At 50.7% G+C, this 15,044-nt stretch carries 12 protein-coding genes and 1 tRNA gene; all 13 read right to left on the bottom strand.

The window, feature by feature from the left end; genetic code table 11:
- Nucleotides 1-27: 27 nt before the first annotated feature.
- Nucleotides 28-705, bottom strand: a complete 678-nt coding sequence (locus H8K47_RS14945) for an SPOR domain-containing protein (protein ID WP_186882205.1) — start codon at nt 703-705, stop codon at nt 28-30.
- Nucleotides 706-720: 15 nt separating this feature from the next.
- Complete coding sequence (locus tag H8K47_RS14940) at nt 721-1,524, bottom strand: type III pantothenate kinase (RefSeq protein WP_186882204.1); 804 nt, start codon at nt 1,522-1,524, stop codon at nt 721-723.
- A gap of 12 nt (nt 1,525-1,536) precedes the next feature.
- Nucleotides 1,537-2,340, bottom strand: coding sequence for a biotin--[acetyl-CoA-carboxylase] ligase (locus H8K47_RS14935; RefSeq protein ID WP_186882203.1), 804 nt, complete (start codon nt 2,338-2,340; stop codon nt 1,537-1,539).
- Between the two features lie 120 nt (nt 2,341-2,460).
- Complete coding sequence (gene rpoC, locus H8K47_RS14930) at nt 2,461-6,690, bottom strand: DNA-directed RNA polymerase subunit beta' (RefSeq protein WP_186882202.1); 4,230 nt, start codon at nt 6,688-6,690, stop codon at nt 2,461-2,463.
- A gap of 282 nt (nt 6,691-6,972) precedes the next feature.
- Nucleotides 6,973-11,079, bottom strand: a complete 4,107-nt coding sequence (gene rpoB, locus H8K47_RS14925; protein ID WP_186882201.1) for a DNA-directed RNA polymerase subunit beta — start codon at nt 11,077-11,079, stop codon at nt 6,973-6,975.
- 215 nt (nt 11,080-11,294) lie between these two features.
- On the bottom strand, nt 11,295-11,666 hold the full coding sequence (rplL, locus tag H8K47_RS14920) for a 50S ribosomal protein L7/L12 (RefSeq protein WP_186882200.1): 372 nt from the start codon (nt 11,664-11,666) through the stop codon (nt 11,295-11,297).
- Nucleotides 11,667-11,725: 59 nt separating this feature from the next.
- The gene (gene rplJ, locus H8K47_RS14915; RefSeq protein ID WP_186882199.1) at nt 11,726-12,223 is read right to left on the bottom strand and encodes a 50S ribosomal protein L10; all 498 of its coding nucleotides are present in this window, start codon (nt 12,221-12,223) and stop codon (nt 11,726-11,728) included.
- Between the two features lie 291 nt (nt 12,224-12,514).
- On the bottom strand, nt 12,515-13,207 hold the full coding sequence (gene rplA, locus H8K47_RS14910) for a 50S ribosomal protein L1 (protein ID WP_186882198.1): 693 nt from the start codon (nt 13,205-13,207) through the stop codon (nt 12,515-12,517).
- The gene (gene rplK / locus H8K47_RS14905; RefSeq protein ID WP_162021608.1) at nt 13,207-13,638 is read right to left on the bottom strand and encodes a 50S ribosomal protein L11; all 432 of its coding nucleotides are present in this window, start codon (nt 13,636-13,638) and stop codon (nt 13,207-13,209) included. The genes rplA and rplK overlap by 1 nt, the downstream gene beginning before the upstream one ends.
- Nucleotides 13,639-13,766: 128 nt before the next feature.
- Complete coding sequence (gene nusG / locus H8K47_RS14900; protein WP_186882197.1) at nt 13,767-14,360, bottom strand: transcription termination/antitermination protein NusG; 594 nt, start codon at nt 14,358-14,360, stop codon at nt 13,767-13,769.
- Nucleotides 14,360-14,743 (bottom strand): preprotein translocase subunit SecE, encoded by a 384-nt coding sequence (gene secE, locus H8K47_RS14895; RefSeq protein WP_186882196.1) that lies wholly within the window; start codon nt 14,741-14,743, stop codon nt 14,360-14,362. Before secE ends, nusG begins: the two co-directional genes overlap by 1 nt.
- A 36-nt stretch (nt 14,744-14,779) precedes the next feature.
- A tRNA-Trp gene (locus tag H8K47_RS14890) sits at nt 14,780-14,855 on the bottom strand.
- Nucleotides 14,856-14,923: 68 nt separating this feature from the next.
- On the bottom strand, nt 14,924-15,044 hold a 121-nt coding region (locus tag H8K47_RS14885), incomplete at its 5' end, for an EF-Tu C-terminal domain-related protein (protein WP_456243333.1).

Here is a 15,044-nt window from a genome sequence, read left to right as displayed (position 1 = left end):
GCGGGATTTGTTAGTATAAATTTTTATCTAGGAAGTTTTCTGACAGCTACGCTCCTCATGCGCAGGCAAGTCCTTAATCAGCGCATCCAGCTTGCTTTTTTCGTCGCCATTTACCTGATGAAGCTGGTAGGCAAACTTATTAGTGGTCAGCGCGCGCGGCATGATGCGGGCGGTGCGTACGCCTTTGTTATTTAGGTTGCTCAGATGCTGTTTAGCTGCTTCTTCGGTCTTGAATATGCCCAAAGAAATACCCCAGCGCAGATTACTCTGATCCTGAATGACGAAATAATCACTGACGCCGATACGTTTCAGCTCGCTGATTTTTTTATCCGCGCCTTCCTTACTTCCCTGGGATGGAATGAATACCATATGAGAAGCGGTTTCTGAAATATTGATGCGTGACTGACGGTCGCCCAAGGCCAGGGTTTTCAGTTTGTCTTCAATTTTGGCAGCGTCGCTTTGCAGAAAGTTACCCAATTCCAGACAGGCGATAACTTCAGGTTTTTTTTCAGGTTCAGCAGCAACCGGCTCGCTGCTGGTCTGTGCCGCGCTGGCTGAAATCTGCACCAGCTGGTCGGTACGCACCTGCTGCTTCAGACGTTCAGGTTCGCGCGTTTCCAAAGGCCATTTTCCGGCCAGTCCAAACTGATAGCCAGCCAGTGCCAGATTACTGATGAACAGGGTCCAGAATACAAATCGCAACATGATCAAATCTCTTTTTCAATGTGGGCTTGATTGTGCCACGACAAGCAGCCCCGTCAAGACCAGATTCGGTACATGCAGAGCAGAAAATCCCAGATGGGGCGTCAGATAAGGGGCGGCGCCACCGGAAATCAGACAAACCGGTGCAGACTGCATATCAGTTGAAGCCTTGTCACGTGCCTGCAAGGCTTCATACGCCATGCGTATCGCTCCGGCTTGTGCATGTATGCAACCACTGACGATGGCCTGATCCGTATTATCAGCAAAGGGCTGACTCACGCCTATGCTTTCTGCTACCTGAGGTAATTGCGCGGTATTTCTGGCCAGCGATTCTGCCATCAGCTTCAACCCCGGCAAGATCATGCCACCGGCAAATTCACCCGCTTTTGTCACGGCATCTACCGTGGTCGCCGTACCACAGGTAGCGACCAGCTTACCGCTGTCGGGATACAAAAAATGCGCGCCTATCGCGGAGGCAAAGCGATCACAGCCTAATTGGGTCGGCTGCCTATACTGATTGATCACGCCGGCACAACGGGCTTGCGACTGAAACCAGTGTACAGTGACATCGGCGAACAAGCTCTGCAGCTGGGTCAGTAAGTGTTCACGCATGGCGACACCTGCGACATTCGAAATCCAGATCGCGCTGACCTGCTTGTGCAAAGCTGTACTTTGCCAGTCAGCGCTGAGTTGTGCGATATCTGCATGCGCAACGGAAGCCAGTTGACTCCATTGTGGTGCAGTCTGCCTTGCAAGGGCTGGCTGACGAGGGTGCATGGCCCATTTGACGCGGGTATTGCCCGCATCGATCAATAACAACATATTCATCCTTCTTTAGACGTGACTGCCAGCCTGCCGCAAAGAGACATCACCCGCAACGATAGTCCTGATGCCGGCCTGGGTTTGCAATAACAGACAACCCTGAGTATCCACACCCAGCGCAATACCTTGCTGTAGGATCTGCTCTGCCTCCATGATCTGTACCGGCTGATTTGCATACGCATGCATTGCATTCCAGCGCTCTGCGAAAGCGGCGAAGCTATCGCGGCCAAACTGATCCAGACAGCGCGCGAGTGCATTGAGTAAGCGTGCCAACAACAGGTTTTTGTCCATCCTGGCCAGCCAGGGCGCATCTGCGACTTCGCGTCCTATCTGGGTTTCCAGTTCGGCTGGAATCTGTAAATTCAACCCTATTCCGGCCACAACCCAGCTGCCACCCTGCTTATCGGCTGCGCTCTCAACCAGTATGCCAGCGAGTTTTTTATCATCGCGCAAAATGTCATTCGGCCATTTTAGCTGCACCGGCAAGTCCAGTGCCTGCAGCAGCTCCGCCACCGCAACCCCGATTGCCAGCGGTAAGCCTGACAAGGTGTGGGCAGCGGCTGGAAAATGCCAGGCCAGTGAGAAAGTCAGTACGCCGCCAGGCACAGAATGCCAGCTACGGCCTGCACGGCCACGGCCTGCGGTCTGGCGCTCGGCCACCAGCATCACCGGGCGCTGCAACTGCCCCAGCCGCGCCATCAGGTCCGCATTGGTCGATCCGGTTTCAGCCAGCACTTCCACATCGGCCAGCATGCCGAAAGCATCGCGCTGTGCCAGTATGCTGGCCGCATCGTAATGGGCAAGATCATTAGTCATAAGTTGGGTATTCCAGATATCGGCCTGCTGGCCTGGTGGCCAGGCATGCTCTGCCTGCGCCAATAAAAAACGGCACCGTAGTCTGACTACGGTGCCGTTTCTATTTTACTTCAGCTTAGCTTAAGCTTCGCCGCCTTCTGTCACATCACTTGCTGCGACTTCAGGTGCTGGTGCAAATACTGCTTTTTCTGCTTCCAGCATAGCCTGACGTTCGTCGGCTTCCCAAGTCTCTTTGAGCTTGCGTGCACGGTGGAATGCCAGACCGGTACCGGCAGGTATCAGACGACCCACGATGACGTTTTCTTTCAGACCGCGCAGACCATCTTTCTTGCCCATGATCGCCGCTTCTGTCAGAACGCGTGTGGTTTCCTGGAAGGACGCCGCAGAGATGAAGGAGTCGGTCGACAAGGAAGCTTTGGTAATACCCAGCAAAATATTTTCATATGTTGCAGGAATGCCGTTTTCCTTCGTGACACGATCGTTTTCATCGAGCAGCTCGGAACGTTCTACCTGTTCACCCACGATGTAGTTGGTGTCGCCTGGATTGACCACAACAACACGACGCAGCATCTGACGTACGATCACTTCAATGTGCTTGTCATTGATCTTAACGCCCTGCAAACGGTACACGTCCTGCACTTCATCCACGATGTAGCGTGCCAGCGCTTCGATACCCAGCAAACGCAGGATGTCTTGCGGATCAGCCGGGCCGTCCACGATCATCTCACCTTTGTTGACGACCTGGCCGTCATGGACCAGAACCTGCTTGTCCTTGGTGATCAGGAACTCATGTTTCTGACCGTCCATGTCGGTGATTTCCAGACGTTGCTTACCTTTGGTTTCCTTACCAAACGCAACGGTACCGGTCACTTCGGCCAGCATACCTGCATCTTTTGGTGAACGTGCTTCAAACAGCTCAGCAACACGTGGGAGACCACCGGTAATATCACGGGTTTTCTGGGATTCGGTAGGAATACGCGCCAGAACTTCACCAACGGTAACTTGCTGACCGTCTTTCACGGTAATCAGCGCGCCAACCTGGAAGCCGATCGTCACTGCATGCTCAGTACCGGCGATTTTGACTTCGTCGCCATTTTCATTGAGCAGCTTAACCTGTGGACGTACCGATTTGCCTGCTGCGCCACGACGCTTAGGATCGATCGCCACCAGGGTGGACAGACCAGTCACTTCATCTACCTGTTTTGCAACAGTCACGCCTTCTTCAACGTTTTCGAATTTCACCGTACCGGTGTATTCGGTAATGATAGGACGGGTCAGCGGATCCCATGTTGCCAGTGCTGTACCAGCTTTGATCACCAGACCGTCTTTCACGATCAGGGTCGCACCGTAAGGTACTTTATGACGTTCACGTTCACGGCCATGATCGTCAGTGATCAGGACTTCACCGGAACGGGAAATCACGATCTGATCGCCTTTACCGTTAGTCACATAACGCATGGTTGCTGTGAAACGGATGGTACCGTTGGATTTCGCTTCAACCGAAGATGCCACTGCGGCACGCGACGCTGCACCACCGATGTGGAAGGTACGCATCGTCAACTGTGTACCCGGTTCACCAATGGACTGCGCAGCGATAACACCAACTGCTTCACCAGAGTTGACCAGATTACCGCGACCCAGATCACGACCGTAGCACATCGCGCACAGACCATAACGGGTGTCGCAAGTCAGTGGTGTACGGACTTTGACTTCATCAATGCCCAGGGCTTCGATACGTTCTACCGATACTTCATCCAGCAAAGAGCCGGCAGCGTACAGGGTTTCCTGAGTTTCAGGATTGACGATATCGTTGGCAGCAACACGACCCAAAATCAGATCGCGCAGCGGTACGTTCACTTCACCACCTTCAACCAGGGCCTTCATAGAAGAACCGTTGGTTGTTCCGCAATCGTCTTCGACCACTACCAGATCCTGGGTAACGTCGACCAGACGACGTGTCAGGTAACCGGAGTTCGCTGTCTTCAACGCGGTATCGGCCAGACCTTTACGCGCACCGTGAGTGGAAATGAAGTACTGCAAAACGTTCAGACCTTCACGGAAGTTCGCAGTAATCGGCGTTTCAATAATGGAGCCGTCAGGTTTCGCCATCAGACCACGCATACCGGCCAGCTGACGGATCTGTGCAGCAGAACCACGCGCACCGGAGTCGGCCATCATGTAAATCGCGTTGAAGGACTCTTGCGTACCGACAGTGCCATCGCGACGGGTGACAGGTTCAACTTTGAGCTGTTCCATCATCGCCTTACCGACTTCATCACCGGTTTTACCCCAGATATCCACCACTTTATTGTAGCGTTCGCCAGCTGTCACCAGACCGGATGCATATTGCTGTTCGATCTGTTTGACTTCGTGCTCAGCCTGCGCAACCAGGGTGACTTTTTGTGGTGGTACCAGCATGTCGTCGATACAGATAGAGATACCTGCACGGGTCGCCAGGCGGAAACCGGATTGCATCAGCTGATCGGCAAATACGACCGTTGCGCGCAGACCGCACTTACGGAAAGAGGTATCGATCAGTTTGGAAATTTCTTTCTTCTTCAGCGGACGGTTCAGTACGCTGAATGGCAGACCTTTAGGCAGAATTTCAGACAGGATGGCACGGCCAACTGTCGTTTCATAACGCTTGATGGTCTTAACGAATTCACCCGTTGCCACATCTTTTGGATATTCCGTGATACGGACGGTGATACGTGTGGTCAGTTCCACTTCCTTGTTGTCCCAGGCGCGGATAGCTTCGGAGACGTCAGGGAACATCATGCCTTCGCCTTTACCGTTGATCTTTTCACGCGTTGCGTAATACAGACCCAAAACGATATCCTGGGAAGGAACGATGGATGGTTCACCATTGGATGGGAACAGAATGTTATTGGATGCCAGCATCAGTGTGCGCGCTTCCATCTGTGCTTCGATAGACAGAGGAACGTGAACCGCCATCTGGTCACCGTCAAAGTCAGCATTGAATGCCGCGCAGACCAGAGGATGCAGCTGGATCGCTTTACCTTCGATCAGTACCGGCTCAAACGCCTGAATACCCAGACGGTGCAGCGTAGGCGCACGGTTCAGCATGATAGGATGTTCGCGGATGACTTCTTCCAGAATATCCCATACGACCGGTTCCTGAATCTCAACCAGTTTCTTCGCTGCCTTGATGGTGGTTGCCAGACCCATCAATTCCAGTTTATTGAAGATGAAAGGTTTGAACAGTTCCAGCGCCATCAGCTTAGGCAAACCGCACTGATGCAGTTTCAGCTGTGGACCCACCACGATAACGGAACGACCGGAGTAGTCAACACGTTTACCCAGCAAGTTCTGACGGAAACGACCGCCTTTACCTTTGATCATTTCAGCCAGAGACTTGAGCGGACGCTTGTTCGCGCCTGTCATGGCTTTACCGCGACGACCGTTATCCAGCAGGGAGTCAACCGCTTCCTGGAGCATACGTTTTTCGTTGCGTGTGATGATTTCCGGAGCGCGCAATTCCATCAGGCGCTTCAAACGGTTATTACGGTTAATCACACGGCGGTACAGATCGTTCAGATCGGAAGTCGCAAAACGGCCACCATCCAGCGGTACCAAAGGACGCAGCTCAGGCGGCAGCACCGGCAACACTTCCATGATCATCCATTCTGGCTTAATGCCGGAACGTTGGAACGCTTCCAATACTTTCAGACGCTTAGCGTACTTCTTGATCTTGGCTTCAGATTTGGATTCTTTGAGTTCAGTGCGCAGGGTTTCTGCATCACGATCGATGTCGATAGAACGCAGCAATTCGCGGATACCTTCGGCACCCATGAACGCGGTGAATTCATCACCGTATTCTTCGTATTTGGCAGCGTAGTCGTCTTCCGACATGATCTGGCATTTTTTCAGCGGAGTCATGCCTGGATCGGTCACAACGTATGCTTCAAAATACAGTACGCGCTCGATATCACGCAAAGTCATGTCCAGTACCATACCCAGACGGGATGGCAGGGACTTCAGGAACCAGATATGCGCAGTCGGGGAAGCCAGTTCGATATGGCCCATGCGCTCACGACGCACTTTGGCGAGTGTGACTTCAACGCCGCACTTTTCGCAGATCACACCGCGATGCTTAAGACGCTTGTACTTACCGCACAGGCATTCGTAATCCTTGATCGGTCCGAAAATTTTGGCGCAGAACAGACCATCACGTTCTGGCTTGAAGGTACGGTAGTTAATGGTTTCTGGCTTTTTAACTTCGCCATAAGACCAGGAACGGATTTTATCCGGTGACGCCAGACCAATCTTGATCGCGTCGAATTGTTCGTTTGGTTGGACTTGCTTGAATAAATCGAGCAGGGCTTTCATGTATATCACTCCAGTTAAGCGCGGCAAACGCTTGGTGGCTGAATAGTGCTGCAAGAGAAGTTGTTTCGTCGCTGACCCTGTTCGCATCGACGGGAGAGCCAGAATTTACCTTGAAAAACTGGTTCCATCAGATACCGGGAACGAAAATCCACTTCCAAACTGCGGGCTAGCTGAATGACCAACGCCCGAAACACGTTCGGGCGGTGGCTTTACTACTAAGACTACAAAAACTTTGCTCTGTGAGCATCACCAGCAAGAAGGCCTTCCTGCTGGTGACTGCGATCAGTCGCGCTCCAGGTCAATATCGATACCCAGAGAACGGATCTCTTTAACCAGAACGTTGAACGACTCTGGCATACCGGCGTCGATCACGTGATCGCCCTTAACGAGGTTTTCGTACACTTTGGTACGGCCATTCACGTCATCGGACTTCACGGTCAACATCTCTTGCAAGACGTAAGACGCGCCGTATGCTTCCAGTGCCCAAACCTCCATCTCACCGAAACGCTGACCACCGAACTGAGCTTTACCACCCAGCGGTTGTTGCGTCACCAAAGAGTAAGGTCCAGTCGAGCGGGCATGCATTTTATCATCAACCAGATGATGCAGCTTGAGAACATGCATATAACCCAGGGTGACTTTACGCTCAAACGCTTCACCGGTACGTCCATCAAACAGGGTGACCTGGTTTTTAGACGGTGTCATACCTAGTTGTTGTGCGATGTGGTCAGGGAAAGCCAGATCCAGCATGCGACGAATTTCAGATTCGTGGGCACCGTCAAACACCGGCGTTGCAAACGGAACACCATGTTTCAGGTTGTTCGTCAATTCCAGAATCTCAACTTCGGACAGGCTGTCGATGTCTTCCTGTTTACCAGATTCGTTATAAATCTTCTTCAGGAATTCACGCAGTTCTTCTACCTTAGCTTTTGCTTTCAGCATTTCGCCGATACGCAAGCCCAGACCTTTTGCTGCCCAGCCCAGATGCACTTCCAACACCTGACCCACGTTCATACGGGATGGAACACCCAATGGGTTCAGTACGATGTCTGCCGGTGTACCGTCAGCCATGTAAGGCATATCTTCGATAGGCACGATACGGGAAACCACACCCTTATTACCGTGACGACCCGCCATCTTGTCACCAGGCTGCAGGCGACGTTTAACGGCCAGATAGACTTTGACCATCTTCTGTACGCCAGGTGGCAATTCATCGCCCTGTGTCAGTTTGGTACGTTTTTCTTCAAATGCCAGATCGAACTGATGACGTTTTTCAGCGATGGAATCTTTCATCGCAACCAGCGCATTGGCAGCATCATCAGCAGCCAGACGAATATCGAACCAGTGATATTTGTCTATGCTTGCCAGGTATTCTTTAGTGATCTTGGTGCCTTTGGCCAGTTTGTTCGGGCCGCCGTCAGCGATCTTACCTTCCAGCATACGTTCCAGACGCTCGAATGCATCGCCTTCCACGATACGCAGCTGATCGTTCAGATCGAGGCGGTAGCGTTTCAGTTCGTCATCGATAATCTGTTGTGCACGTTTGTCGCGTTGGATACCTTCGCGGGTGAAGACCTGTACGTCGATGACCGTACCTACCATGCCGGAAGGCACGCGCAGGGAAGTATCTTTTACGTCAGAAGCTTTTTCACCGAAAATCGCACGCAGCAGTTTTTCTTCCGGTGTCAGCTGAGTTTCACCTTTTGGTGTCACTTTACCGACCAGTGTGTCGCCAGCAGTGACTTCAGCACCGATGTAGACGATACCGGATTCATCCAGACGCGCCAGCTGATTTTCAGCCAGGTTGGAGATATCGCGGGTAATTTCTTCTGCACCCAGCTTGGTGTCACGTGCAACAACCGATAACTCTTCGATATGAATCGAGGTGTAACGGTCGTCAGCAACCACTTTTTCGGAGATCAGGATCGAATCTTCGAAGTTATAGCCGTTCCAAGGCATAAACGCGACCAGCATGTTCTGACCCAGTGCCAGCTCGCCCAGATCGGTCGAAGCACCGTCAGCCAGAACGTCACCGCGCGCAACCACGTCGCCGACCTTCACGATAGGACGCTGGTTGATATTGGTGTTCTGGTTGGAACGTGTGTATTTAATCAGGTTGTAAATATCAACACCGACTTCGCCTGCCTGCGCTTCGTCATCGTTCACACGAATAACGATACGGCCCGCATCGATGTAATCGACTTTACCGCCACGCAGTGCCTGAACCGTCGTACCGGAGTCAACTGCCACAGTACGTTCGATACCGGTACCGACAAATGCTTTTTCTGGACGTAAGCAAGGAACTGCCTGACGTTGCATGTTGGCACCCATCAACGCACGGTTCGCATCATCGTGTTCGAGGAACGGAATCAGCGAAGCCGCAACGGAAACCACCTGACCGGTAGCCACGTCCATGTACTGAACGCGCTCAGGAGAAACCAGTATCGTTTCGCCAGCCTGACGGGAAGATACCAACTCATCGACCAGCGTGCCATCTTTGTCGATGGACGCATTCGCCTGAGCGATGATGTAACGACCTTCTTCGATTGCAGACAGATAATCGATCTGGTTAGTGATCTTGCTGTCGATAACTTTACGGTATGGTGTTTCCAGGAAGCCGTATTCGTTCAGACGCGCATACAGAGCCAGCGAGTTGATCAGACCAATGTTCGGACCTTCAGGAGTCTCAATCGGGCATACACGGCCGTAGTGGGTCGGATGCACGTCGCGGACTTCAAAGCCGGCACGTTCACGGGTCAGACCACCAGGTCCCAATGCGGAAATACGACGCTTATGCGTGATTTCGGACAGCGGGTTAGTCTGATCCATAAACTGGGACAACTGAGACGAACCGAAGAATTCGCGGATCGCAGCAGAAATCGGCTTGGAGTTGATCAGATCGTGAGGCATCAGGTTATCGGCTTCTGCCTGACCCAGACGTTCTTTCACTGCACGTTCTACACGCACCAGACCGGCACGGAACTGATTCTCAGCCAACTCACCAACGCAACGTACGCGACGGTTACCCAAGTGATCGATATCATCCACTTCGCCACGGCCATTGCGCAGCTCAACCAGGATCTTAATCACTGCCAGAATGTCTTCGTTAGACAAAGTCATGGCGCCAGTCAGTTCATCACGGCCAATACGGCGGTTGAACTTCATGCGACCGACAGCGGACAGATCGTAACGTTCTTCGCTGTAGAACAAGCCATTGAACAGTGCTTCTACGGACTCTTCTGTTGGCGGTTCGCCAGGACGCATCATGCGGTAGATCGCTACACGGGCTGCCATCTGGTCAGCGGTGTCGTCAGTACGCAGCGTCTGGGAAATGTAGGCACCCTGATCCAGATCATTGGTGTACAGCGTCTGGATATCAGTCACGCGCGCATCGCGCAGACGACCCAGCAATTCTTCGGTCAATTCATCATTGGCGTTAGCGATCACTTCGCCGGTATCCGCATCAATGATGTTCTTCGCCAGCACACGACCTAACAGGTAATCTTCAGGCACGGAGATGTGTTTAACACCACCGGCTTCGATTTCACGGACATGCTTTGCGTTGATACGCTTGTCTTTGGCAACGATCACTTTACCGGATTTGTCGGTAATATCGAAACGTGCGACTTCACCGCGCAGACGCTCTGCAACGAATTCCATCTCTGCGCCATCGCTGTGCAGATTGAAATTGTCGAATACGAAGAAATTCGCCAGGATCTGCTCGTTGTTCATGCCAATAGCACGCAACAAAATAGTGACTGGCATCTTACGACGACGGTCAATACGGAAGAACAGTATATCTTTTGGATCGAATTCGAAATCCAGCCACGAACCACGGTAAGGAATGATACGTGCGGAGAACAGCAACTTACCGGAGGAGTGCGTCTTACCGCGGTCATGTTCAAAGAACACACCCGGGGAACGGTGCAACTGAGACACGATCACACGCTCAGTACCGTTAATAACAAAAGAACCTGTGGTCGTCATCAAAGGCAGTTCGCCCATGTAGACTTCCTGTTCCTTCATTTCCTTGACGACTGGCTTAGTCGGGGATTCTTTATCCAGAATGACCAGACGCACTTTCGCACGTAATGGCGATGCAAAGGTCAGACCACGCAGTTGACATTCCTTGACGTCAAATGCCGGATCACCTAAAACATAGGACAAGAATTCGAGACGAGCGAACCCGTTGTGTGAAACGATAGGAAAAATCGAAGTGAAGGCAGACTGCAAGCCCTCATTTTTACGGTTTACCGGCGTTCTGTCTTCTTGCAAAAAACTTTTATACGACTCGATTTGAGTCGCCAGCAAGAACGGAACGTTGTGGACGTTGGCGCGCTTCGCAAAAGATTTACGAATACGCTTCTTCTCAGTAAATGAGTAGTGCATGGACACTCCGTGAGTGACAAGGAAGGATGGAGAATTCAGGATTCCTGGCACAAAATTCAAGTAACTCTGCGACAAAAAACCTCAAGTCTCAGCCCTCGGTCTTAATGAACAGCTAAACAACCCTGAACGACAAAGAAGCCAAAGAGGAACCCTCTCTTACAAGAGGATTCCTGCCTTTGACTTCGGCAAATCCGAAGATTTGCCTTAATGCGAAATTACTTAACTTCGACTTTCGCGCCAGCTTCTTCCAGCTTTTTCTTAGCGGCTTCAGCGTCAGCTTTAGCAACACCTTCTTTAACTGCTTTAGGTGCGCCGTCAACCAGATCTTTAGCTTCTTTCAAGCCCAGACCGGTGATTTCGCGAACTGCTTTAATAACGCTAACTTTGTTTGCGCCAGCTTCAGCCAGAACAACAGTGAATTCTGTTTGTTCTTCAGCTGCTGCTGCAGGACCAGCTGCTGCAGGACCAGCTGCAACTGCTGCTGCGGATACGCCGAATTTTTCTTCGAAAGCTTTTACCAGGTCGTTCAGATCCATTACGGACATCGCGCCTACGGCTTCCAGGATATCGTCTTTGCTAATTGCCATTTGAAACTCCAATTAATTAATTACATTGATACGGTATTTGACGGAAACAAACACTGCAATTAAGCAGCTTCTGCTTCTTTCTTCGCTGCCACAGCTGCCAGAGCGCGTGCAAATGCAGATACAGGTGCCTGCATCATGCCCACAACTTGCGCCAACAGTACTTCACGGCTAGGAATGCTTGCCAATGCAACAACGCCAGCTTTATCCAGCGATTTGCCTGCATAGTTACCTGCTTTGATAACCAGTTTGTCGTTGGTTTTTGCAAAGTCTTGTACGACTTTAGCAGCTGCAACGGCATCTTCCGAGATTGCATAAATCAACGGACCAGTCATTTCAGAAGCGAGGCTGGCAAATGCAGTTCCCTCAACAGCGCGACGTGCCAGTGTGTTTTTCAACACGCGCATGTATACGCCTTGAGCGCGTGCAGAAGCACGCAATTGCGTCAAATGACCGACCTGGATGCCACGATATTCAGCCACGACGATAGTCTGTGCAGTTGCTACTTTTGCAGAGACTTCAGCGACGACGGCCTTTTTGTCATTCAGATTGAGACTCACGGTCAACCTCCATTAATGATAGTCAGTAGGCACATCAGGATGACATGCTTCCTTCGTATCGTTTCGAACACGGCGTCCGAAGTTAGGAGTTTCACTGGCGGACCAGTAATCACTACAAAACTTGTTCGGGTACACCATCTGCGTTGGGTTCTTCAGACTTGCGTCTTTGGTGTTTAACTGATTCCTGACGGACATCAGCCCAACGGTCTTTGACACTCTGAACAGCCATTACTGACTGTTCAGCCCAAAGATTCGCCCCATGGCATGAGCCATGAGGACTTAATTACTTACTTAAGCCAGATTTCCGTGGTCAACACGTACGCCAGCACCCATCGTGGAAGAGATGGATACTTTACGCAGGTAAACACCTTTGGAAGAAGCTGGTTTTGCTTTGTTCAAAGCATCGATCAGCGCTACCAGGTTGGCTTTCAGATCTGCATCTGCAAAAGACTTACGACCGATAGTAGTGTGAATGATACCAGCTTTATCTGTACGGTACTGCACCTGACCTGCTTTTGCATTTTTAACTGCAGTCGCAACGTCTGGAGTTACTGTACCAACTTTTGGATTTGGCATCAGGCCACGTGGACCCAGTACCTGACCCAGTGTACCAACGATACGCATAGTGTCTGGGGAAGCGATCACGATATCAAATGGCATGTCGCCAGCTTTAACACGTTCTGCCAGATCTTCCATACCAACGATATCAGCACCGGCTGCTTTCGCCTCTTCAGCTTTTGCACCTTGCGCGAATACCGCTACACGTACAGTTTTACCTGTACCAGCTGGCAATACAACTGCGCCACGAACTACCTGGTCAGATTTCTTAGGATCTACACCCAGTTGTACGGAAACGTCGATGGATTCGTTGAATTTCGCTGTTGCGCATTCTTTGATCAGAGCAACTGCGTTATCGAAAGAGTAAACTTTCAGACGATCGACTTTAGTTGCGAGCAACTTTGCTTTTTTAGATAACTTAGCCATTACAGACCCTCCACCGTGATACCCATAGAACGGGCAGAACCAGCGATAGTACGGACTGCTGCGTCCATATCAGCTGCTGTCAGATCTTTTGCTTTAACTTTAGCGATTTCTTCAGCTTGAGCACGAGTGATCTTACCAACTTTGTCGGTATGTGGCTTAGCAGAACCTTTAGTGATGCCAGCTGCTTTTTTGATCATGTATGTTGCTGGAGGCGTCTTCATCACGAATGTGAAAGACTTGTCAGCAAATGCGGTGATCACAACAGGAATTGGCATGCCTGGTTCCATACCTTGGGTCTGCGCATTGAATGCTTTGCAGAATTCCATGATATTCAAACCACGTTGACCCAGAGCTGGACCGATAGGTGGGGATGGATTTGCTTTACCAGCTGGCACTTGCAGCTTGATAAAACCAATAATTTTCTTTGCCATGTTGGCTCCTAAATAAAATGAGTATTAGCGCCTGACTTGATACTGCTACTGCCAGGCTCCTCGGCTTGCATCAGTTTCTGAATTACTGCCTTCATCGTACTGATTAACGATTTATTCTTTTATTCTGATCAGACTTTTTCTACCTGAGCGAATTCCAGTTCTACTGGTGTCGCACGGCCAAAAATAGTCACGGTGACGCGGACTTTCGATTTCTCGTAATTAACTTCTTCCACGCTGCCGTTAAAGTCTGTGAATGGGCCTTCTTTAATACGAACCACTTCACCCACTTCATACAAGACTTTTGGTCTTGGTTTTTCTACACCATCCTGCATTTGCTGCAAGATCTTATCCACTTCATGCTGAGGGATAGGAGAAGGCTTATTCGATTTACCACCAATAAAGCCAGTTACTTTGCTGGTATTTTTAACCAAATGCCAAGTATCGTCAGTCATTTCCATTTCGACGAATACATAGCTCGGGAACAGCCTGCGCTCAGTCACTGCCTTACGGCCGTTACGCACTTCGATGACTTCTTCCGTAGGAACCAGAATGCGACCAAATTTATCCTGCATTTCTGCGCGTTCAATACGCTCTACCAGAGCACGCTGAACACTTTTTTCCATACCGGAATACGCATGCACCGCGTACCATCTTTTAGCACTTTTAGGCACAGACACCACTGGCGCTGTACCTTGTTCGTTTTCCTGAATGTTATCGCTCATTATTTTTTCCATCCAAGGATTACGTCATACAACATAAACTCGAGGAATTTATCTGTTCCCCAAAGGAAAATTGCCATCACCAGCACAAAACCAAAAACAACAGCGGTAATCTGACCTGCTTCCTTACGGGTAGGCCAAACTACTTTCTTAGTTTCACGAACAGATTCTTTAGCAAATTCAACAAAATTGCGTCCCAAGTCTGAGACTACCAACAAACCACCAGCAATCACCAGACCGACCACCAGTGCTGCGGCGCGCACCCAGGTAGACTGACCAGCAAGAACATAAAATGCAGCAATTCCAGCAACTACAGCAAAAACCGCCAGAATGACTTTATATTTGTCATTGGAGGTACTGACTGTCTGGACGGAATGATTAGACATACTGTATTTACTTTCGGTGCCCTGCGGCTTAGATGGTGGCAGGGGCGGAGGGAATCGAACCCCCAGCCTACGGTTTTGGAGACCGTCGCTCTGCCAATTGAGCTACACCCCTACGTTTGATACTGGCTGAATTTGAGCGGCAACCAGAACAGGTTGCCGCGCTTGATTCATTACTACAAATTACTCGATGATTTTAGCAACAACGCCTGCACCGACTGTACGACCACCTTCACGGATAGCGAAGCGCAAGCCTTCTTCCATCGCGATTGGGTTGATCAGTTTTACTGTGATCGATACGTTG

It is taken from the genome of Cognatundibacterium rugosum (assembly GCF_014284365.1).
In the GTDB taxonomy this organism is placed as follows: Bacteria; Pseudomonadota; Gammaproteobacteria; order Burkholderiales; family Burkholderiaceae_D; genus Undibacterium; species Undibacterium rugosum.
This window is presented reverse-complemented; position numbering and strand designations above follow the sequence as displayed.